General features: G+C 70.1%; 20 protein-coding genes and 2 pseudogenes. 12 read left to right on the forward strand and 10 right to left on the reverse strand.

Annotated elements, in window-relative coordinates; genetic code table 11:
• Positions 1 to 12 precede the first annotated feature (12 nt).
• Entirely contained in the window at positions 13 to 612 is a 600-nt protein-coding gene (locus ACOMG5_RS07775) for a 2-hydroxychromene-2-carboxylate isomerase (protein WP_420343230.1), read from the reverse strand.
• Positions 613 to 965: 353 nt separating this feature from the next.
• On the opposite strand from ACOMG5_RS07775, the gene ACOMG5_RS07780 reads away from it, so the two are divergent.
• Positions 966 to 1,946 carry an MsnO8 family LLM class oxidoreductase gene (locus ACOMG5_RS07780; RefSeq protein ID WP_420343231.1) on the forward strand — a complete coding sequence of 327 codons (981 nt, stop codon included), beginning with the start codon at positions 966 to 968 and terminating at the stop codon, positions 1,944 to 1,946.
• Positions 1,947 to 1,957: 11 nt separating this feature from the next.
• Positions 1,958 to 3,292 (forward strand): LLM class flavin-dependent oxidoreductase, encoded by a 1,335-nt coding sequence (locus ACOMG5_RS07785; RefSeq protein WP_420343232.1) that lies wholly within the window; start codon positions 1,958 to 1,960, stop codon positions 3,290 to 3,292.
• Between the two features lie 45 nt (positions 3,293 to 3,337).
• Here the strand turns inward: ACOMG5_RS07785 and ACOMG5_RS07790 are convergent, their stop codons facing one another.
• The 9 genes and pseudogenes from ACOMG5_RS07790 to ACOMG5_RS07830 all read right to left on the reverse strand — a co-directional run bounded on the left by ACOMG5_RS07790 (position 3,338) and on the right by ACOMG5_RS07830 (position 10,693).
• Positions 3,338 to 3,826, reverse strand: coding sequence for a hypothetical protein (locus ACOMG5_RS07790; RefSeq protein ID WP_420343286.1), 489 nt, complete (start codon positions 3,824 to 3,826; stop codon positions 3,338 to 3,340).
• Between the two features lie 148 nt (positions 3,827 to 3,974).
• Positions 3,975 to 4,280 (reverse strand): annotated as a pseudogene (locus ACOMG5_RS07795) (LLM class flavin-dependent oxidoreductase); the annotation flags it as partial.
• Between the two features lie 2 nt (positions 4,281 to 4,282).
• A complete protein-coding gene (locus ACOMG5_RS07800; protein WP_420343233.1) occupies positions 4,283 to 5,215 on the reverse strand; it encodes an ABC transporter substrate-binding protein in 933 nt (310 codons plus the stop codon).
• Between the two features lie 8 nt (positions 5,216 to 5,223).
• Positions 5,224 to 6,159 (reverse strand): ABC transporter substrate-binding protein, encoded by a 936-nt coding sequence (locus ACOMG5_RS07805; protein WP_420343234.1) that lies wholly within the window; start codon positions 6,157 to 6,159, stop codon positions 5,224 to 5,226.
• 127 nt (positions 6,160 to 6,286) lie between these two features.
• Positions 6,287 to 7,069 carry an amino acid ABC transporter ATP-binding protein gene (locus ACOMG5_RS07810; RefSeq protein ID WP_420343285.1) on the reverse strand — a complete coding sequence of 261 codons (783 nt, stop codon included), beginning with the start codon at positions 7,067 to 7,069 and terminating at the stop codon, positions 6,287 to 6,289.
• Positions 7,070 to 7,216: 147 nt separating this feature from the next.
• Positions 7,217 to 8,059: pseudogene (locus tag ACOMG5_RS07815) on the reverse strand (amino acid ABC transporter permease); the annotation flags it as partial.
• On the reverse strand, positions 8,056 to 8,652 hold the full coding sequence (locus tag ACOMG5_RS07820) for a GNAT family N-acetyltransferase (protein ID WP_420343235.1): 597 nt from the start codon (positions 8,650 to 8,652) through the stop codon (positions 8,056 to 8,058). The gene ACOMG5_RS07820 and the pseudogene ACOMG5_RS07815, both read right to left, overlap by 4 nt.
• Positions 8,645 to 9,631, reverse strand: a complete 987-nt coding sequence (locus ACOMG5_RS07825) for a M20/M25/M40 family metallo-hydrolase (protein WP_420343236.1) — start codon at positions 9,629 to 9,631, stop codon at positions 8,645 to 8,647. The genes ACOMG5_RS07820 and ACOMG5_RS07825 overlap by 8 nt, the downstream gene beginning before the upstream one ends.
• A gap of 339 nt (positions 9,632 to 9,970) precedes the next feature.
• A complete protein-coding gene (locus tag ACOMG5_RS07830) occupies positions 9,971 to 10,693 on the reverse strand; it encodes a GntR family transcriptional regulator (RefSeq protein WP_420343237.1) in 723 nt (240 codons plus the stop codon).
• A 207-nt stretch (positions 10,694 to 10,900) separates the two neighbouring features.
• Between ACOMG5_RS07830 and ACOMG5_RS07835 the strand changes: the two genes are divergently transcribed.
• From ACOMG5_RS07835 to ACOMG5_RS07880, 10 genes are all read left to right on the forward strand, one after another.
• Positions 10,901 to 11,683 carry an SDR family oxidoreductase gene (locus tag ACOMG5_RS07835; RefSeq protein WP_420343238.1) on the forward strand — a complete coding sequence of 261 codons (783 nt, stop codon included), beginning with the start codon at positions 10,901 to 10,903 and terminating at the stop codon, positions 11,681 to 11,683.
• On the forward strand, positions 11,683 to 13,212 hold the full coding sequence (locus ACOMG5_RS07840; protein ID WP_420343239.1) for an aldehyde dehydrogenase family protein: 1,530 nt from the start codon (positions 11,683 to 11,685) through the stop codon (positions 13,210 to 13,212). The genes ACOMG5_RS07835 and ACOMG5_RS07840 overlap by 1 nt, the downstream gene beginning before the upstream one ends.
• Positions 13,205 to 13,984, forward strand: coding sequence for an ABC transporter ATP-binding protein (locus tag ACOMG5_RS07845; RefSeq protein WP_420343240.1), 780 nt, complete (start codon positions 13,205 to 13,207; stop codon positions 13,982 to 13,984). Before ACOMG5_RS07840 ends, ACOMG5_RS07845 begins: the two co-directional genes overlap by 8 nt.
• A complete protein-coding gene (locus tag ACOMG5_RS07850; protein WP_420343241.1) occupies positions 13,977 to 14,771 on the forward strand; it encodes an ABC transporter permease in 795 nt (264 codons plus the stop codon). Before ACOMG5_RS07845 ends, ACOMG5_RS07850 begins: the two co-directional genes overlap by 8 nt.
• Positions 14,772 to 14,854: 83 nt before the next feature.
• Positions 14,855 to 15,850: an ABC transporter substrate-binding protein gene (locus tag ACOMG5_RS07855; protein ID WP_420343242.1), complete on the forward strand. Its 996-nt coding sequence runs from the start codon at positions 14,855 to 14,857 to the stop codon at positions 15,848 to 15,850.
• A 7-nt stretch (positions 15,851 to 15,857) separates the two neighbouring features.
• Positions 15,858 to 16,775, forward strand: coding sequence for an ABC transporter substrate-binding protein (locus tag ACOMG5_RS07860; RefSeq protein ID WP_420343243.1), 918 nt, complete (start codon positions 15,858 to 15,860; stop codon positions 16,773 to 16,775).
• The gene (locus ACOMG5_RS07865; RefSeq protein WP_420343244.1) at positions 16,775 to 17,941 is read left to right on the forward strand and encodes an NAD(P)/FAD-dependent oxidoreductase; all 1,167 of its coding nucleotides are present in this window, start codon (positions 16,775 to 16,777) and stop codon (positions 17,939 to 17,941) included. The genes ACOMG5_RS07860 and ACOMG5_RS07865 overlap by 1 nt, the downstream gene beginning before the upstream one ends.
• Positions 17,938 to 18,183: a 2Fe-2S iron-sulfur cluster-binding protein gene (locus ACOMG5_RS07870; RefSeq protein ID WP_420343245.1), complete on the forward strand. Its 246-nt coding sequence runs from the start codon at positions 17,938 to 17,940 to the stop codon at positions 18,181 to 18,183. Before ACOMG5_RS07865 ends, ACOMG5_RS07870 begins: the two co-directional genes overlap by 4 nt.
• Complete coding sequence (locus ACOMG5_RS07875) at positions 18,180 to 19,589, forward strand: FAD-dependent oxidoreductase (protein ID WP_420343246.1); 1,410 nt, start codon at positions 18,180 to 18,182, stop codon at positions 19,587 to 19,589. The genes ACOMG5_RS07870 and ACOMG5_RS07875 overlap by 4 nt, the downstream gene beginning before the upstream one ends.
• Complete coding sequence (locus ACOMG5_RS07880) at positions 19,586 to 20,083, forward strand: PPC domain-containing DNA-binding protein (RefSeq protein WP_420343247.1); 498 nt, start codon at positions 19,586 to 19,588, stop codon at positions 20,081 to 20,083. The genes ACOMG5_RS07875 and ACOMG5_RS07880 overlap by 4 nt, the downstream gene beginning before the upstream one ends.
• Positions 20,084 to 20,095: the final 12 nt, after the last annotated feature.

The following is a 20,095-nucleotide window of genomic DNA, read 5'->3' on the forward strand; positions in this document are numbered from 1 at the left end:
GCAGGGGGCTCATCAGGCGAGCGGCGCTCCGGTGCGCAGGTGGTGCTCCAGGAAATCCAGCCGGTCCTGCCCCCAATAGGCCGCGCCATCGACGACATAGGTCGGCGCGCCGAACACGCCCAGAGCCACCGCCCGCGCCCGATCGGCCGCCAGCCTTTCGCTCACATCCGCTTGCGCGGAGCGGGCCGTCAGGGCCGCGCCATCGAAGCCCGTGGCATCGGCAATCTTGCGGCGGACGGCCGGATCGGCAATGTTTTCCCCCCGCGCCCAATGCGCTTCATGCAGGGCCAGCGCCAGCTCGAGCCAGTCCTGCCCATCCAGCGCCGCGGCGATCACGTCGCGCGCGGCCGGGGCCGGGTCGTCGGTCGGGCGGTTTTCCAGCGCGAGCGGCTTGCCCAGAAACGCGGACCAGCGCCGCAGATCCTGCCCGCCATAGGCCTGCCGCGCGGGCGCCTTGTCGCGCCCGGGAACCGCGCCGTTCTCGGCGATGATGCCCACCGCCCGCGGCACGATCCGATAGCCATATCGCGCGGCCAGATCCCGCAGCCGTGGCAGGCCGAAATAGGCCCAGGGCGACCCGATGGAGAAATAATAGTCGATCTCTTGCGCCATAGCCGCGCCTTTCCTTCCTGCGGGCGCCAGAGCGGCAGCCCCGCCCGAAGGACTAGCCGCGCGCCCTGCTCCGGGCCATTCCAAAGCGCCCGGCACAAAGGGAAGCGCCTCCTGTGCGCGCAGCCAGGGCGGGAAGATCATTTTCACCGCGCGAGGCCCGTGCGCAGCGTGTTCGCTCTCCGCCCGGGGCGGTTTTCAGCGGTTTGTTCCATGGGGGAGAAGGCTTCCTGCGCGGGGTGCGGGGCGCAGGATTTCATTGCTGCGCCGGGGCGAAAAACGATGTTTCACAGTCATTTACCCTGCGCGGTGGCTGCGCCTAGCATTTGGGGGAGAAGACACGCGCGGAGGATGTCATGGCCTATCGGCTCAGCCTGCTCGACAAATCACATATCGCCCCCGGGGTCAGCGGGGCGGAGGCGCTCGCAGCCACCGTGGCGGCGGCACGGCGGGCGGATGAGCTCGGCTATCACCGGTTCTGGCTGGCGGAGCATCACGGCTCGGCCACGCTGGCAAGTGCCGCGCCGGAAATCATGGTGGCGCATATCCTGGCGCAGACGCGGCGGATCCGGGTCGGCTCCGGCGGTGTGCTGCTGCAGCATTACGCGCCCTACAAGGTTGCGGAGGCGTTCTCGGTGCTGGCGGCGCTGGCGCCGGGGCGGGTCGATCTCGGGGTCGGGAAATCCCCGGGCGGCCTGCCGAGCGCGACGCGCGCGCTGCAGGCGGAGCTGACGCCTGCCGCGCGGGAGCTCGGGCGCAAGCTCACCGATCTGGAGGCCTGGCTGAACGGGCCGCACCGCGAGGCCGACATCCAGCCCCGCCCGGCGCTGCTGCCCGAGAGGTTCCTGCTCGGCAGCAGCACCGACAGCGCCGAGCAGGCGGCGCGCCTCGGCTGGGGCTTCGTGCATGCCGGGCATCAGGATGGTGACCCGGCCACCACGCGCGCAGCGCTCGACGCCTATGAGGCGATTGCCGGGCACCGGCCGGTTCTGGCGCTGACGTCCTTTGCCGCGCCCACGCGCGCGGAGGCCGAGGACCGGGTGGGCGCGCTGCGCATCGTCCGGCCGGTCTTTGCGGATGGCCATTCGGTCAACCTGCCCTCCGAGGAGGCCGCGCATGAATATGCCCGCCAGTATGGCAGCGAGGACTACCGCCTGGAGACCCGCACGCCCACGGTTCTGTCGGGCACGGCGGCCGATGTCCATGGGGCGCTGGAGGCGCTTGCGGCCGATCTGGGTGTCACCGAATTCATCATCGACCAGCCCGTCGCGGACCGCACGGCCCGCCTCGCCTCGATCGACCTGATTGCGAAATGGGCGCGCCGCGCGGCGGCCTGAGGAGGACCAACATGACCCAGACCATTCCCTTCGGCCTCATGCTGCACGGCGCCGGCGGCCACATGAATTCCTGGAAGCACCCGGGCGGGCCGGCCGATGCCTCGGTCAACCCCGGCTTCTACATCGCCCAGACCCAGAAGGCCGAAGCGGCGGGTATCGCCTTCGTGTTCGTGGCCGACGGGCTCTATATCAATGCGAAGTCGATCCCGCATTTCCTGAACCGGTTCGAACCGATCTCGATCCTGTCCGCGCTGGCCGCGACCACCTCGCGGATCGGTCTCGCCGGGATCATCTCCACCTCCTATTCGGATCCGTTCACGGTGGCGCGGCAGCTGGCTTCGCTCGACCTGATCTCGGGCGGGCGGGCCGGGTGGAACGTGGTGACGACGCCGCTCGAAGGCACCGCGCTGAATTACGCCCGGCCGCATCCGGATCACGCGCTGCGCTATGAGATCGCGGACGAATATATCGACGTGGTGCAGGGCCTGTGGGACAGCTGGGACGACGATGCCGTGATCCGCAACCGCGAAACCGGGCAGTTCTTCGACCCGGACAAACTGCATACGCTCGATCACAAGGGCCGGTTCTTCCAGGTTGCGGGGCCGCTGAATGCGCCGCGCTCGGCGCAGGGCCAGCCGGTGATCTTCCAGGCGGGGTCGTCGGATGCGGGCATCGGGCTTGCGGGCAAATATGCGGATGCGGTGTTCACCCATTCGCCCTCGCTGGAGGAAACCCGGGCCTTCACGCAGCGGGTGAAGGATGCGGCGCAGGCCCATGGCCGCCCGCGCGAGGCGGTGAAGGTGTTTCCGGGCATCGCGCCGATCGTGGCCGAGAGCCGCGCCGAGGCGGAGGCGAAATATGCCCGCATTCAGGGCCTGCTGACGCTGGAGGAGGCGCTGGCCTATCTGGGCCGGTTCTTCGATCATCACGATTTCAGCCAGTATGACCCGGATGCGCCCTTCCCCGAGCTGGGCGAGATCGGCCGCAACAGCTTCCGCTCCACCACCGACCGGATCAAGGCGGAGGCCCGGGCCAAGGGCCAGACCCTGCGCGAGGCCGCGCTGGCCGCCGCCACCCCGCGGCCGAATTTCCTCGGCACCGGCGCGGAGGTCGCGCAGGAGATCATCCGCTGGATCGACGCCGGAGCCGCCGATGGCTTCATCCTCGGCTTTGCGGCCTCGGCGGAGGGGCTGGAGGATTTCGTGCGGCTGGTGGTGCCGGAGCTCGAGGCGCGCGGGCGCTATTCGCGGAGCCTGACGGGCGCGACCTTGCGCGACAATCTCGGCCTGCCGCGCAAGGAAAGCCGTTACAAGACCGATCCGCAGCCGGTGGCGCAAGCGGGCTGAAGACCCGCGCGGGGGACGGCGGGCCGCCCTTCCGGGCGGCCCGTTTCATTTCAGCTCGGGGATGATCCGGGTGAAATCGCGCAGGATCTGGCGGTAATCCGCGGTCTCGAACTCATAGGGCAATTCGAGCCGGAAATGGCCGGCGAGCGGCAGCACCGGATCTGCGCGCAAGGCGGCCAGGATCTGCTCCGTCGTGCCGACGATATCGGGCAGATACATCGTCCGCCGCGGCCCGTTCGGCTGCAGGGTCCGGCCATGCCGCGCTGCGGCGAAGGCTCTGTATTTGTCCCGCTGGGCCGGCGTCGCGGTATCCGTCGGCAGGAGCACGCGCCCGAGGGCGACCTCCGCCCCGCGCCGCGCCGCGCGATAGGTGGCGATCAGCGCCTGCTGCGTGTGCAGGAAATCGGTGCTGGCCTCGGCGGTGATGACATTGCCCGTCAGCAGCCCCCAGCCGTTCTGCCCCGCCCATGCGGCCGAGGCCTGCGAGCCGCCGCCATACCAGAGCCGCGCGCGCTGCCCGCGCGCCGGCGGCATTCCCGGCCACGGCGGTCTCGGCCAGGGGGGCGCTTTGCCGGGCGTGCGCGAGCTTTTCGGCCGTGGCATAGCGCCCCTCCTCGGGCCAGTCGGGAAGGAAGCCGCGCAGCAATTCGGCGAAGGGCGCGGGGCCTGCGCTGACCCCCACATGCAGCCGCCCGCGCGAGAGGACATCCACCGTCGCGAGGTCTTCGGCGAGGCGGAACGGGTTCTCGTAGCCGAGCTGGATCACCGCGGTGCCGAGGCCGATCATCTGCGTGCGCTGCGTCGCCGCGGCGAGGAAGGTCGCGGCGGAGGAGACCCCACATTCGAGATGCCGCTGCCGGACCCAGGCGCTGTCATAGCCGAGCTCTTCGGCCAGCGTGAACAGCCCGAGCGTTTCCTCAAGCCCCGTGAACGGATCATCCCCGGCGTAATTGCCGGGGATGAGAAGTGCGAAATGGGATATCGGCATGGTCAGAACCTCGGAAGCCCGGGTGGGTTCACCCGCGATTGCTCCAGCGCCTCATCCTGCACATGCCAGCGCTGCAGGGTTTGCGCATAGCTGCCCTCCGCGATCAGCCCGTTGATCGCAACGGAGACCGGCTGCGCCAGCCCCGAGCCCTTGCGGAAGGTCGCGGCCACATCGGACCGCTCCGGCCAGCCGGCAGAAAGCGTGCCTACCTTGCGGAAATCGCCGTCCCGCTCCGCGATATAGACGAGCTGCGCATGCGGCTGCACCATCACATCGGCGCGCCCGGAGCGGATCGCGAGCAGCTTCGTCGCCTCGTCGTCGTAATAGACGAGCGTTGCCGGGGCGCGCCCGCGGGCGGTGTTCTCCTCGTTCCAGCGGTTCAGGATCCGCTCCTGATTGGTGCCGATCCCGACGATGATCGTCAGTCCGGCGATGTCGGCCGGTTCGTCGATCTTCTGCACCTTGCTGTTCTGGTGCACGAAGAAGCCATGCAGCCCCTGCCGGTAGGTGGCGAAATCGAACTTCTCCTTGCGCTCCTCGGTCACGCCCACGTTGGAGAGCACGGCGTCGATCTTGCCGGATTGCATCGCAAGCGGCCAGTCCGTCCAGGCCACGGGCACGATTTCCAGCTTCAGCCCGAGGCTCTCGGCGATCAGCGCGGCGATATCGGGATCCGCGCCCACCACCGTTGCGGTATCCGTCGCATAGGCGGCCAGCGGCGGGCTGCCCGGGTTGACCCCGACCGTCAGCGTCCCGGGCGTGACGAAGGGGAAATCCTTCGGCAGCGCGGCGATTGCGGCGGCATTGGGCCGGGTATGGGCGCGGGCAGCCTGCTCCGGGCTCAGGTCGAAGGGGCCGGCCTCCAGCGCCAGCACCGGCTGGGCCAGGAACAGGCCCGCAAGCAGCAGCGCCAGACGGCGGGTCAGGTAAGACATCGCGCGCCTCATTTCTTCGGCAGGCCGGGCGGGATCGTCTGCGACAGGGTGATCGCCTCCGCGCTCAGGCCCCAGCGGTCCAGCACCTTGGCATAGCTGCCGCTCCGGATCTCGCCATTCAGCGCTTCGGTGATGGCGGCGGCGAGGCCGGAGCCCTTGCGGGTCGCGACCGCGATTTCGGCCGTCAGCGGGAAGCCGCCCGAGAGCGTGCCGACGAGGCGGATCTTGCCATCCTTGCGCGCCTTGAAGGCGGAGGTGGCGTTGGGCCCGAGGTAGAAATCGATCCGCCCGGATTCCAGCGCAAGATCGAGCACGCTCTCATCGTCGTAGTAGGAGAGCTCGGTCGGGGCCAGCCCGTCGGCCTTGTTCTCCGCGATCCAGCGCAGCAAGATCTCCTCCTGGTTGGTCCCGGAGAAGACCGACCCCTTCAGCCCGGCAATATCCTGGCGCTTGGTGATGTCGTGGATCGGGCTCTGCGTGGCCACATAGAAGCCGAGCAGATCCTGTCGGTAGGTGGAGAAATCGAACTTCTCCTTGCGCTCCTCGGTCACGGTGACGTTGTGGATCACCGCATCGACCTTGCCGGAGGCAAGCGCGAGCGGCCAGTCCGCCCAGGCCAGTGGCACCAGCTCCAGCTTCAGCCCGAGGCCGTCGGCCACGATCTGCGCCAGGTCCGGCTCGCCGCCGATGGGGGTTTTGGTGTCGGTGGCATAGACCGCGAAGGGCAGCCGGTTCGGAACCGAGCCGACGGTCAGCGTGCCCGGCGTGGTCCATTTGTAATCCTTCGGCAAAAGCGCGATCGCGCTTTGCACCGCCTCGGCGCGGATCCGTCCGGGCTGCTCGGGGCTCAGGTCGAGCGTGGCTTCGGTCGCGGCCGCGCCGAAGGGCAGCAGCGTCACGGCCAGCGCGGCGAAAAGGCCGCGCGCTGTGGTGGCAAGGGTCATCTGAAATCCTTTCGATGGGATATGTGGGGATGCAGGCTCCGGCCCGGCGCCCCGCCGGGGGCCGGTGCCGCGATGATCGGCGGGGGCGCGCCTCCGGCAGGGAAAACCGGCTGCGCGCCCCGGCGCCTCAGAGCACTTTGGCGAGGAAGTCCGCGGTCCGCGCCTGCTGCGGGTTCGTCAGAACCTGCGCGGGCGTCCCGGTCTCCACCACCCGGCCCTGTTCCATGAAGACGACGGTATCGGCGATCTCGCGGGCGAAGCCGATCTCGTGGGTGACGATGACCAGGGTGATGCCAGAGCGCGCGAGCTCCTTGATCACATCCAGCACTTCGCCCACGAGTTCGGGATCGAGCGCGGAGGTCGGTTCGTCGAACAGCAGCACCTTCGGCTTCAGCGCGGGGGTGCGCGCGATGGCGACGCGCTGCTGCTGCCCGCCGGAAAGCTGCCGGGGATAGGCGCCGGCCTTGTCCGCGAGGCCCACGCGCGCGAGCAGGTCTCCGGCCAGCGCCTCGGCCTCTGTGCGGGGCAGGCCGCGCACCGCGACCGGCGCTTCGGTGATGTTCTCCAGCACCGTCAGATGCGGGAACAGATTGAAGTTCTGGAACACCATGCCGACATCGGTCCGCCGGCGCAGGACCTCGGGCTCGCGCAGCTCATAGAGCGTGTCGCCCTCGCGCCGGTAGCCCACCAGCTCGCCGTCGATGGCGATGAAGCCGCGGTCCACCCGCTCCAGATGGTTGATCGTGCGCAGCAGGGTGGATTTCCCGGAGCCCGAGGGCCCGATGATGGCGGTGACCGAGCCCGAGGGCATGGTGAGGGAGACCTCGCTCAGCACCTGCAGGCTGCCGTAGCTTTTCGAGACGTCGTGAATTTCCACGCGGCCGCCGCGGGGGAGCTGCGCGGTGCGCAGGGCCTGCGGGCGGGCGGGGGTCGCGGCGGGTGTGGGCGGCGCTTTCACCGGCGGATGCAGCTCCACCAGCCCGAAGCGGGCAAGGGCTGCGCGGAAGGCATTCGGCGGCAGCGTGCGCAGCGCGCCGCGGGCATAGTGGCGCTCGATATGGTACTGGATCACCGAAAGCACGGAGAGGATGATCAGGTACCACACCGTGGCCACCATCAGCAGCGGGATCACTTCGAGGTTGCGCCGGTAGATGATCTGGATCGTGTAGAACAGCTCCGGCAGCGCCAGCACATAGACGACCGATGTGCCCTTCGCGAGGCCGATGATTTCGTTGAAGGCGGTGGGCACGATCGAGCGCATCGCCTGCGGCAGCACGATCCGGCGGGCCTGGTGCGCTTTGGGCAGGCCCAGGGCGGCCGCGGCCTCATGCTGGCCCTGATCGACGGACAGGATCCCGCCGCGGATGACCTCGGCCGAGAAGGCGCCGAGGTTCAGCGTCAGGCCCAGCACCGCCGCGAGGAAGGGTGTCATCAGCTGCGTGGTGTTGTAGCTGAACAGCGAAATGCCGGTGAACGGGATATCCAGCCCCACGGTGGCATAGAGATAGCCGAGGTTGTTCAGGATCAGCAGCAGCACGATCAGCGGCAGCGAGCGGAACAGCCAGATGAAGCCCCAGGCCAGCCCCGCGAGCAGGGGCGAGCCCGAGACCCGCGCCAGCGCCAGCACCGTGCCGAGGGAGAAGCCGAACAGGGCCCCGAGCGCGGTGAGCAGCAAGGTCCGGCCGAGCCCGACCAGGACCGGTTCCGCGAAGAACCACTCCGCAAACACCGGCCAGCCCCAGCGGGGGTTGCCGAGGATCGATTGCGCGATCGCGGCGATGGCAAGTCCGGCGGCGAGGGTGCCGATGGCCCGCGCCCGGTGCCGGACCGGGACCACGCGCAGCGCGCCGATATCGGTGCGGCTGTCGGGGAGGGCGGCGTGGAGGTCTGTCGCGCTCATGCATGGGCTCCTGTGCTGGCTGCTTTCGCCTGGGCTACGGCAAAGGCCGCGGCTTCGGCCGAGGCGGCGGGCTGCTTCAGCGGCGCGGTCCCCGGCCGGCCTGCCAGCGCGCCGATGTGTTTCTCGAAGGGCAGCGTGGCATAGAGCTCGGGCGGCAGCCCGGTGTCGAACAGCGGGCGGTAGCCCAGCTGCAGATAGAGGCCCTGCGCCTCCGGCTGCCGGAACCCGGTGGTGAGATACACCCGCGTGTAGCCGAGCTGTGCTGCGCGTTCCTCCAGCGCCAGCACCACCTTGCGGGCCAGCCCCTGGCGGCGCAGGTCGGGGCGGGTCCAGATCCGCTTGAACTCCGCGGTGTTGTCGTCGGCGTGGCGCATGAAGGCGCCGCCGCCGATGGTCTCGCCCGCGCGCTGCAGCAGCAGGAATGCCCCCTGCGGCGCGACGAAGGCCTCGGTCGGATAGCGGAACACCTCGTCGCGGGCGCCGCCGGCGCTGAACAGGGTGCCATAGCGGCTGTCGTATTCGCGGATCAGGTCCTCGATCAGCGGGGCGGCGCGCGGGTCGCGCGGCGAGGTGTGGAGGATGCTGTCAGTCATGCGAAGCTCCGTTCAGGTAGCGCTCCGCGAGCGCGACCCAGAGGGTCGCGGCCGGGGCGATGATGTCGTCGTTGAAGCGGTATTCCGGGCTGTGCAGCGGGGCGCCCTCGCCGTTGCCGACGAAGAAGAAGCTGCCCGGGCGGTGATGCAGGTAGAAGGCGAAATCCTCCGAGGCCGTGCGCGGGGCGAAATCGGGCAGGATCGCGCCGGGGCCGAAGGTCTGTTCGGCCACGCTGCGCAGCAGGGCGGTCTCGCCGGGGGTGTTGATCACGCTCGGGAATCCGTCGGTCACGTCCACATGGGCCTCGGCGCCAAATGCGTCGCTCGTGGTGCGCAAGACATGGGCCACGCGTTTCTTCAGCTGTGCGCGGACCTCGGCGCTGTAGCTGCGCAGGGTCAGCTGCAGGTCCACCGCGCCGGGGATGACATTCGCCGCCGCCCCGCCGTGGATCGAGCCCACCGTGACGACGGCCATCTCGCGCGGGTCCACGCTGCGCGACACCACGGTTTGCAGCGCGCTCACGGCATGGGCCGCCGCAACCACCGGATCCACCGACAGATGCGGCTCGGCGCCATGGCCGCCGCGGCCGAGGATCCGCGCCAGGTACTGCGCCGCGGCCATCAGGATCGCAGTGTGCCCGTCGTGGCTGCAGGCATGCATCACCCCCTCGGTCCCGCTGGCATAGGGCAGGCCGGTGGCCTCGCGGATCGGCAGCGCGTCGATATCGGCGCGCAGCCCGAGGCGCGGGCCGGGGCCGTTTTCCAGCGTGGCGATGAGGCCCGTCCGGGTGATCTTTTCCACCCGGTAGCCCCAGTCCGAGAGCAGCCCCGCAAGCCGCGCGGTGGTTTCATGCTCGGCGAAGGCCAGCTCGGGCCTGCGGTGCAATTCGTGCCGCAGCACGACGAAGTCGCCGATGCTGGCGGCAATGGCCGTCCGGGCCCCCGAAGCGGGGGCTGCGGCCTTGGCAGCGATGTTCATGGGAAGGTCCTGGGCTTAGCTTCGGGGGGAGAGCGACGGGCGCGGCATGCGGCACATGCCGGTGCAGCACACGGGGGCAAGGGCGTGGCGGCAGGGCATGTCTGTCATGGCGCGGTCTCCTGGTTTCCCGTCCCGGCCGGGCGGGCTCTGTCTCTTGTCCAAGATACCAGTCCGGGCGGCCGGGTAAATGAAACAGGGCCACTCAATTCGGGGGCGGCGGGGCAGTTTGCTTCCCGCAGGCCCCCATTGCGGAGAAGGCGGCCGCTACCTGCGCTATACGGCCCGGATCAAGCCGTTGATTCCCGGTCTATTCGCCGCGCAGCCGAAGCCGCCCTCGGCTCAGAGCCGCAGGCTCCGCGCAAGGATCAGCGCATCTTCGGCCAGCACCTTCACATGGTCGCGCATCGCCTGTGCGGCCACGGTCCCGTCGCCCGCCAGCAGCGCCCGCGCGAGGATCTCGTGCTCCTGTTCGGCGGTCTGGCTGCGCTCCGGGCGGAAAGTGATGAACCGCCGGTAGGGCATCAGCCGCTTGTTCAGGAGCGCGATCTGCCGCTTCAGCGCGCCATTGTCGGAGGCGGCGTGGATCGCGGCATGGAACGCGTCGTTGCGGGCGATATAGGCCTCCACGTCGCCGCCCCGGCTGGCGCGGCGGCAGGCCTCATAGGCCTCGGCGATGCGGGCGCGGTGATGATCGGCCATCCGCTCGCAGGCCAGCCGCGCGGCCGCGGCCTCCAGCTCCCCCACCAGCTCGAACAGATCGACGATCTCGCCCACCGTCGGGCGCGCCACGACCGCGCCCACCCGCGGCGCGAGCGAGATCAGCCCGCTCGCCGCCAGCAGCCGCAGCGCCTCGCGGACAGGCGTGCGCGAGACGCTGAACCGGTTGCCGAGCGCCTGTTCGTCCAGCCGCTGGCCGGGCGGCAGCTCGCCGCGCATGATCTCCGCTTCCAGAGCGGCCGCGATTTCCTCGGCGCGTGTCGGCGGGCGCCCGCCCTCGGCCGGGTCAAACGCCTGGCTGCGCGGCATGTCCGCCGCCTCTCCGGTCTCGTCGTCGAAATCCACCGTCGCGACCTCCTGATCCTCCCGGCACTCTAACAGCAGTCTGGCCCCATGGATCGATCAAAAAATAGACGAAAAATGCAACCGTTCGAGTTTGCTTCATCTTTTTGTATGCACGCCGCATGCATTGTGGGAAACCCTTTACAGACTGAAACCGATCGCGCTGGCTGGCCCGGGCGGACCGTGGCCGATCTCTTGAAGGAAGGTTCGATGGATCTTGGACTTGGGGGCAAGCGGGTTCTGATCACCGGCGCGTCGCAGGGGATTGGCGAGGGTATCGCCGAAGTGTTTGCCGAAGAAGGGGCGGTCCTGCATCTGACCGCGCGCAGCGCCGACAAGCTGGAAGCGATCGCGGCGCGGCTGCGTGCGGCCCATGGCGCCGATGTGACCATTCATCCGCTGGACCTGACCGGCGGCGACGCCCCGGCGCGGCTGGCCGATGCGGTCGGCGATGTCGATATCCTGATCAACAACGCGGGTGTCATTCCGGGCGGGGATCTGTTCTCCACCGATGACGCCAGCTGGCGCGCGAACTGGGACCTGAAGGTCTTCGGCTATATCAACATGTGCCGGCTCTACTATGCCCGGATGAAGGCCGCGGGCGGCGGCGTCATCATCAACGACATCGGCAATGCCGGTGAGCGCTACGACCGCGACTATATCGCCGGCACCACCGGCAATGCGAGCCTGATGGCCTTCACCCGCGCGCTCGGCGGGCGCAGCCTGGAGGACAATATCCGTGTGGTCGGGGTCAACCCGGGGCCGGTGGATACCTCGCGCATCTACAAGCTGCTGCGGCGCCGCGCAGTGGACTGGTACGGCGACGAGAGCCGCTGGGAAGAGCTGCTGAACACCTATCCGCTGCGCCGCCCCGCCAAGGTGCGCGAGATCGCCGATCTGATGGCCTTCCTCGCCTCGGAGCGCTCGGGCTACACCACCGGGGCGATCTTCACCGTGGATGGCGGCATCGCCTCGCGCGCGTCGATCATCTGATGGGCGCGCAGGGGGCACCGTTCCGGCCGGTTCTGGATCCTGCGGTGGCGCAGGATTTCCCGCTGCATCTGGGCGGCGTCTGGCGCGCGGGCGCGTCTGGCGCGCGGCGCACGGTTTTGCGCCCGGCGACGGGGGCCGCGGGCTGGACGGTGGCAGAGGCGGATGCGGGGGATGTGGATGCGGCCTGCGGCGCGGCGGCGGCGGCGTTTCCGGAATGGGCCGGGCTAGATAGCGATGCGCGCGGCGCGCTCCTGCGCGCGCTCGCGGGGCTGATCCGGGCGCGGATGGGGCCGCTTGCGGAGCTCGAATCCGCGGTGACCGGCCGCCCGATCCGCGAGATGCGGGCGCAGATGGCGCGCATCCCGGAATGGCTCGAATATTTCGCGGGTATCGCGCTTGGGCTCGAGGGCGGGTCGAACCGGGTCAAGGGCGGCTTCCTCACCTATACCCGCTATCGCCCGCATGGGGTTTGCGCGCTGCTGACGCCCTGGAACCATCCGGTTCTGATCCTGGTGAAAAAGCTCTCGGCGGCGCTGGCGGCGGGCAATACCGTGGTGGTGAAGCCTTCGGAGCTCGCGCCGGTCACGCCGCTGCTGCTGGCGGATTGGGCGGTGGAGGCCGGGCTGCCGCCGGGGGTGATCAACGTGGTCTCGGGTGGGGCCGAGGCGGGGGCGGCGCTGGTGGCGCATCCGCTGGTGGCGCATATAGACCTGACGGGCGGCACTGAGACCGGGCGCCGGGTGGCGGCGGCGGCGGCCGGGCGGCTGGTGCCCTGCACGCTGGAGCTCGGCGGCAAGACCCCGGTTCTCGTGTTCGATGATGCGCGGCTTGATGAAGCGGTGGCGGGCGGGCTGTTCGCGGCCTTCGTCGCGGCCGGGCAGACCTGCGTCTCCGGCAGCCGCTTTCTCGTGCAGCGCAATGTCTACGACTGGTTCGTGGCGCGGTTCGCGGAGCGGGCGGCGGCGCTGCGGCTGGGCGATCCGGCCGATCCTGAAACCGATGTCGGGCCGGTGATCTCGGCCGCGGCCCGCGCCCGCTGCATGGGCCATATCGCGCGCGCGGAGGCGGGCGGGGCGCAGCTGGTGGCGGGGGGGGTGCTCCCCGATCTGCCAGCGCATCTGGCCGGCGGGTTCTACGTCCCGCCGACGGTGTTCGCCGATGTGCCGCCCGAGGCGGAGCTCTACGGCGCGGAGATCTTCGGGCCGGTCGTCTCCATCACCCCGTTTGACGACGAGGAAGAGGCGGTGGCGCTGGCCAATGCCGGGCCCTATGCGCTCGGCGCCTCGGTCTGGACGAGAGACATCCTGCGCGGGCACCGGGTGGTTGAGCGGCTGCGCGCCGGGGTGGTCTGGATCAACGACCATCACAAGAACGATCCGCGCACGATCTGGGGCGGCTCGGGAGAGAGCGGCTATGGCCATGAAAACGGCTGGGATGCGCTGCGGGGATATCTGATCAAGGGCGCCGTCACGGTGCGCACCACCGAGGCCTTTTCCGACTGGTTCGCGGGGGGCAACCGCTATGGCTGAGAGCGCCGTCGTGGTCGAGGGGCTGTCGCTCACCTACCGCACCCGCGCGCGGGATGTGGTGGCGCTCAGCGACGTGGACCTGCAGATCGCGCGGGGCAGTTTCGTGTCGCTGATCGGGCCTTCGGGCTGCGGCAAGAGCACGCTGCTGCGGATCCTCGGCGACCTGCTGGCGCCTTCGCAGGGCAGGGTGCAGATCAATGGCGGGCCCGCCCGCGCGGCGCGCAGCGCGCGGCGCACCGGCTTCGTGTTCCAGGAGCCCGCGCTGCTCGAATGGCGCACGATCCTCGACAATGTCGCGCTGCCGCTGGAGCTGCATGGCATGGCCCGGGCGGAGCGGGTGGCGCGGGCGCGCGAGCTGCTGGAGCTGGTCGGGCTCACCGGGTTCGAGGCGGCGGCGCCGCGCCAGCTTTCGGGCGGCATGCGCCAGCGCGCGGCGATCGCGCGCGCGCTTTCCACCCGGCCGGACCTGCTGCTGCTCGACGAGCCCTTCGGTGCACTCGATCAGATCACCCGCGACCGGCTGAACATGGAGCTCGCCCGGATCCATGAACAGACCGGCGTCACCGTGGTGCTGGTCACCCATTCGATCCGCGAGGCGGTCCTGCTTTCGGACCGGGTCGTAGTGATGACCCCGCGCCCGGGGCGGATCGACTGCATCCTGGAGAACCCGCTGCCGCGCCCGCGCAGCCTGGAGACCCGGGACCATCCCGGCTTCGAGCCGCTGGTCCGGGCCGGGAACCATGCGCTGGAGAAGGGCTATGGCCATGCGTGAGGCGCTCCGCCGCGACCGGATCGAGAATGCGGTGCTGGAGGCGCTGCCCTTCACCGTGGTGCTTGCAGGCTTCGTGGCGCTCTGGGAGGCGGCTTGCCGGGGCTTCGCGATCAAGGCCTATATCCTGCCCGCGCCCTCCGCGATCTGGGCTTCGGCCTGGTCGGGCTTCGGGCCCCTGATGGCCAATGCGGGCGTCACCGCTTGGGAGGCGGTGGCGGGCTTCGTCATCGGCTCCGCGCTCGGGGCGCTGTTGGGTGTGGCCTTCGCCTATTCGCGCTTCCTCGCGCGCGGCTTCCTGCCGCTGATCATCGCGGCCAATACCATCCCCGTGGTCGCCATCGCGCCGATCATCATCATCTGGTTCGGCCACGGTCTCGGCTCGAAGATCGCCGTCACCGCCTTCCTGTCGTTCTTCCCGCTCGCGCTGAACATGATGAAGGGCCTGCAAAGCTACGACCGGGTGGTGGCCGATGTGTTCTATATCGCGGCGGCCACGCCATGGCAGACCTTCTTCAAGATGCGCCTGCCGAGCGCGCTGCCCTATGTGTTCGTCGGGCTGAAGCTGAATGTCACCTTCTCGGTGATCGGCGCGATCGTGGCCGAATTCGTGCAGGCCGATCGCGGGCTCGGCTTCGTGATCATGACCACCTACCGGACGATGGCGATGCCGAAGCTCTGGGCGGCGATGCTGCTCTCGGCGCTGATGGGAATCGTGTTCTTCCTGATCGTGGCGGCGCTGGAGCGGATCTTCGTGCCCTGGCATGCCTCGATGGAGCTGCGGCCATGACGGGCGCCGCGCAGACCGGGGCCGCGGCCCTCAACCAGACCGGCCCGATCCGGCGTTCCAACCAACAGCACAGAGGGTTCAGAATGCGAAAGACGTTTTACGGAATTGTCGCGGCGGCCATCGTTGGGGCGGGGGCGGCGCAGGCGGAATCGATGCGCCTCGAATGGGTGATGCAGGGCCAGTTCGCGGGCCCGATCCTGGCCGCCGACCGCGGCTACTACAAGGACGCGGGCGTGGAGATGGAGCTGCGCCCGGCCGGGCCCGATATCAAGCCTTCGGTCATGGTCGCGACCGGGGTCGATACCTTCGGGATCGGCCATCCGAACCAGATCATCGCGGCGCGGGCGAATGGCGTGCCGCTGGTGATGGTAAGCCAGTGGGGCCAGAAATCCGCCACCACCTATATCGCGCGCAAGGATGCGGGCATCGCCACGCTGAAGTACATGCCCGGCCATTCGGCGGGGCTGTGGTTCGGTGGGGACGAGCATGAATTCATGGCGATGCTGGGCAATGCCGGGGTCAACCCCGCGGATGTGAAGCTGGTGAGCCAGGGCTACGACATCATCAGCTGGCTCAACAAGGATTACGACGTGATGCAGGTGACGCTCTACAACGAGCTGCAGCTGGTCTATCAGAACGGCTACATGCCCGCGGATCTGGTGTTCTTCGATCCGTCGGATTATGGCGCGGCGCTGATCTCGGGCGGGCTGTTCACCACCGAGGAGGAGATTGCCGAGCATCCCGATGTGGTGCAGAAGGTGGTGGATGCCTCGCTGCGCGGCTGGAAGGAAGCCTTCGCCGACCCGGAGGCCGCGGCGGCGGTGATGGTGAAATACAACAGCGAGCTCGACCGTGATTTCCAGGTCATGCAGATCACCGCGATGCGGGATCTGGCCTGCGCCGGGCCGACGCTCACGGGCAAGTTCGGCGAGACCGAGCCCGCCGCCTATGAGACCGCGCAGAAGATCCTGCTCGGCGCGAAGCTGATCGACACGCCGACGGATCTTGCGGCGGCCTATACCAACGCGTTCGTGGACAAGGCCCCGGCCGAATTCCGCGCCGTTGCCTGCCCGAAGTGAGGCCCTGATGAGAGAGATCCGCATCCGTCTTCTGTGGCACAAGCAGGCGCAGTTCGCGGGCTATCTGCTCGCCGAAGAGCTGGGCCTGGCGGAGGCCCGCGGGGTACGGATCCGCTGTGAGGGGCTGGATTTCGCCTGCAAGCATGTGAATGCGGTGCTGCGCGGGCAGGCGGAGATGGCCGTGGCGAGCCCCGCGCATCTGATCGAGAGCGCGGATCCGGCGGCGCTGCGCTGGCTGCTCACGATCCAGCAGGAGAGCCCGCTCGTGTACCCCGCGCGGCGCTCTGAGGGCATTGCCACGCTGGCCGATCTGGCCGGGCGCCGGGCCGGGGTCTGGCCCGGGCAGGAGGATCTGGAGCTGCGCTGGATGCTGCATCGCGCGGGGGTGGCGGATATGGAGCGGGTGGAGATGCCCGATACCGTAGGGCCGTTCCTGGCAGGCGAAATCGCCACCGCGCAGATGACCAATTACCACGAGCTGCATCAGGTGGAGGCGGCGCTCCCGGAGGGCGACCTTGTGGTGTTCCGCGCCGCCGACTGGGGCGCTGCGCTGCTGAAGGACGGGCTGATCGCGGGCGCGGGGCTGGTGGCCGAAGCGCCGGAGGTGGTGCAGGCGGTGGTCGATGCGGTGCTGGAGGGCTGGGCGCTGGCCTTCGATGATCCGGAGCGCGCGGTGGCGGCCTGCCTTGCGGCGCGGCCGGAGCTTGATGCTGCATCGCAGCATGCGCAGCTCGCGGCGATCCGCGCGCTGTCCCTTTGTGGCGGCACGCTGGATCATGGGCTGGGCTATCCCGACCCGCGGCACATGGCGAATGCCGCCCGGGCCATGACCGCGATCGAGGGCCATGCGCCCGAGACCGCCGCGCTCACCGATCCCCGCTTCTGGCAGGGGGCGCCCGCGGCCCTGCGCCGCAAGGAGTGGTGATGCAGCACCTGCCCGACAGCGCAGAGGTGGTGATCGTGGGCGGCGGTATCGTCGGCCTCTGCATCGCCGTGGCGCTCGCGGAGGCAGGTGTGCGGCCGCTGCTGCTGGAGGCGCGGGCCTTCGGCGCCGCGGTGACGGGCGGGAGCCTGGCGGCCCTCGGGGTGCATATGCATGGCATCCCGGAATTTCAGCTGATGCGGCACTCCTGCGCGCTGTGGCGGGCGGCCGCGGCGCAGGGGCCGGGCTTCGAATATGCGGCGCAGGGCCAGCTCGGCTTCATCCTGACCCCGGAGGCGATGGAAAGCGGGGAGGACTGGATCTCCGAGGAAAACGCGCTTGGCGCCGGGTATCGGCTTCTTACGCCCGCCGAGGTGCAGCGGGTGGAGCCGCGCCTGACCGGGCCGGTGCTGGGCGCGACCTTCGCCCCCGATACGGCGACGGTGAACCCGTTCCTCGCGGCGCGGGCGATGCTGCAGCGCGCGCGCGCGGCGGGCGCCACGGCGCTGGCGGGCGTGCCGGTGCGTGGGGTGGAGGTGGCGGGCGGCCGGGTGACAGGGGTCACGACGGATGCGGGCCGGGTCGCCGCCGATACGGTCATCCTTGCGGCCGGGCCCTGGACGCAGGATCTCGCCGGGGGCGCGGTGCCCCTGGTGCCGCGGCAGGCGCAGTGCCTCGCCTCGCTGCGCCAGCCCCGCGGCACCATCACCCGCGTGGTGAGCGCGGTGGAGCGTAAGGGCGGGGTCGACAGCGGCTATACCCAGATCCAGCAAAGCGCCTCCGGCCAGATCCTGTTCAACACGGTGATCCAGCCGGTAGAAGCACCGCCCGATGCGCGCGACCGGATCCGCGAGGCGCCGCCCGGTTTCGTCGTCTCCTCGATCGACATGCTGCTGCATCTGTTCCCGTCGCTCGGGGCGCTGAGCCTGCTGCGCTCCTGGGTGCGGTTCGAGGCGGTTTCGCCCGATGCGCGCTTCCTTGCGGGGCGGTTCGGGCCGGAGGGGCTGTGGCTCTGTGCAGGCGACAATGGCTCGGGCTTCTGCCGGGCGCCGATGCTGGGGCAGTTCCTGGCGGGCGAAATCACCGGCCGCGCGGGCATGGATGGCGCGCTGCGCGCCGATGCCCGCCGGCTTTATGATCCGCGCCGCTTCGCGGAGGCTGCGGCATGATGGTGCGGATCACCCTCGATGGCGTGGAGATGGAGGTCGCGGCGGGGCTGCCGCTGACGGAAATCCTGCAGGCGCGCGCGCCGGGCTGGCGGCGGAGCCCGCGTCTGGCGGCGCCGCGGGGCGCGTTCTGCGGCATGGGCCTGTGCGGGGAATGCGCGGTCGAGGTCGATGGGCTCTGGGCGCGCGCCTGCCTGCTGCGCAGCCGCGCGGGCATGGTCGTGCGTACGGAGACGGGGGCATGAGCGCGCGGCTGAGCTGCGATATCGCGGTGGTGGGGGCGGGCCCGGCGGGGCTCGCGGCCGCCTGTGCCGCGGCCGGGGCGGGCGCTTCGGTGATCTGCCTCGATCAGTTCCCGGATCCGGGCGGCCAGTATGCGATGCAGCCCTCGCAGCCCGGCAGCCCCTTTGCCCGAACCGCCGCCGTGCGCGGGGGCCGGGAGGCCGCCGAGGCCGCGCGGGCCGCGGGCGCGGAGCTCCTCACCGGGGCCGAGCTGTTCTGGGCGGCCGCGCTGCCGCAGGGCGGCTTCTGCCTTTCCGTGCAGAAGGACGGCGCCGCGCTGAGCATCACGGCGGGGCGGGTGATCGCGGCGCTCGGCGCCATGGAGCGGCCGCTGCCCTTCCCGGGCTGGACCCTGCCCGGCGTGATCGGCGCGGGCGCGGCGCAGCGCCTGCTGAAGACCGGCAGCGGCCGGATCCCCGGCGCGGGGAAGATGGTCATCGCGGGCTCCGGGCCGTTCCTGCTCGCAGTGGCGCAGAGCTGCGCGGTGGCGGGCCAGCCGGTGTCGGACCTGGTGGAGATGCGCCGCCCCGGCCTGCCTGCGCGCCTGTTCCGCGCCCATCCGGAGCGGCTGCCCGAGGCGCTGCGCCTGTGGCGCGACCTGCGCCGCACCGGTGCCGCGCGGCACATGGGCCATGTGGTCACGCGTGCTCTGGGTGGCGCGCAGCTGGAGGCGGTGGAGATCGCGCCGCTGGACGCCTCCGGGCGCCCGGATATGGCCCGCCAGCGCCGGATCGACGGGGTGAGCACGCTGGCTGTGGGCTTCGGCTTCCAGCCGGTGGTGGATATGACGCTCGCGCTCGGCGCCCGGCATGCGTTTGCGCCGGAGCTGGGCGGCTGGCATTGCGTGACCGATGCCGATGGCGCGACCACGGTGCCCGGGCTTTATGCGGCGGGCGAAACCACCGGGATCGGGGGCGCGCTGCCCGCGCGGCTGTCGGGGCGGATCGCGGGGCTCAGCGCGGCGGGCCTGCCGGTGCCCGAGGCGGAGCGCCACGCGCTGCGAAAGGCGCGCGATTTTGCCGCGCGGCTGGCGGGGCTGTATCCGCCGCCCGCGGTGCCGCCCGTCGCCCTGCCCGGGGATGAGATCCTGTGCCGCTGCGAGGATGTGCGCTTCTCCGACGTGCAGGCCGCCATCGCTGAGGGCGCGGGCGATGCCCTCTCGGTGAAGCTCTGGACCCGCGCCGGCATGGGGCCGTGCCAGGGCCGGATCTGCGCCGCGGGGCTTCAGTTTGCGCTCGCCTCGGCCGGCGTTGGCCTGCAGGATGCGGGCCTCAACCGGCCGCATCTGCCATTGCGGCCGACGCCGGTCGCGGTCGTGCGGGCCGCGATGGCGGCGCAGGAAGAGCTGGCCGGGGAGGGCCACACATGAGCATTGCATCCAGCCCGCGAAGCCAGGGCCGTTTCGTCACATTGCGGCTGAAGCCGGGGGATGACGTTCTGCGCATCTTGCAGGGCTATGTCGTCGAACAGGGGATTGCCGCCTGCGCCATCGTTTCGGCCGTGGGCTCGCTCACCGAGGCCGCGATCCGTTATGCGAACCAGCCCGAGGCCACGCTGCTGCAGGGGCATTTCGAGATCTGCTCGCTCAGCGGCACGCTGGAATGCGCGGCGCCCGGGGTGGCGCTGAACGGCGTGGCCGGGGCGGCCGAAGGCGGGGCGCATGTGCATCTGTCGATCTCGGACGGGGCGGGGCGGATGATCGGCGGGCACATGATGGCGGGCTGCCGCGTCTATACGACGCTGGAGGTCGTCCTGCTGCTGCTGGACGATCTGACCTTCACCCGCGAACACTGCAATATGTCGGGCTGGCCGGAGCTCGTCATTCGCGCCAGGCGCACTGGCGCATGCCATTCCGGAACATGAACATTGGGGACG

The sequence above is a fragment of the Paenirhodobacter sp. genome (assembly GCF_041916475.1).
In the GTDB taxonomy this organism is placed as follows: Bacteria; Pseudomonadota; Alphaproteobacteria; order Rhodobacterales; family Rhodobacteraceae; genus Rhodobacter.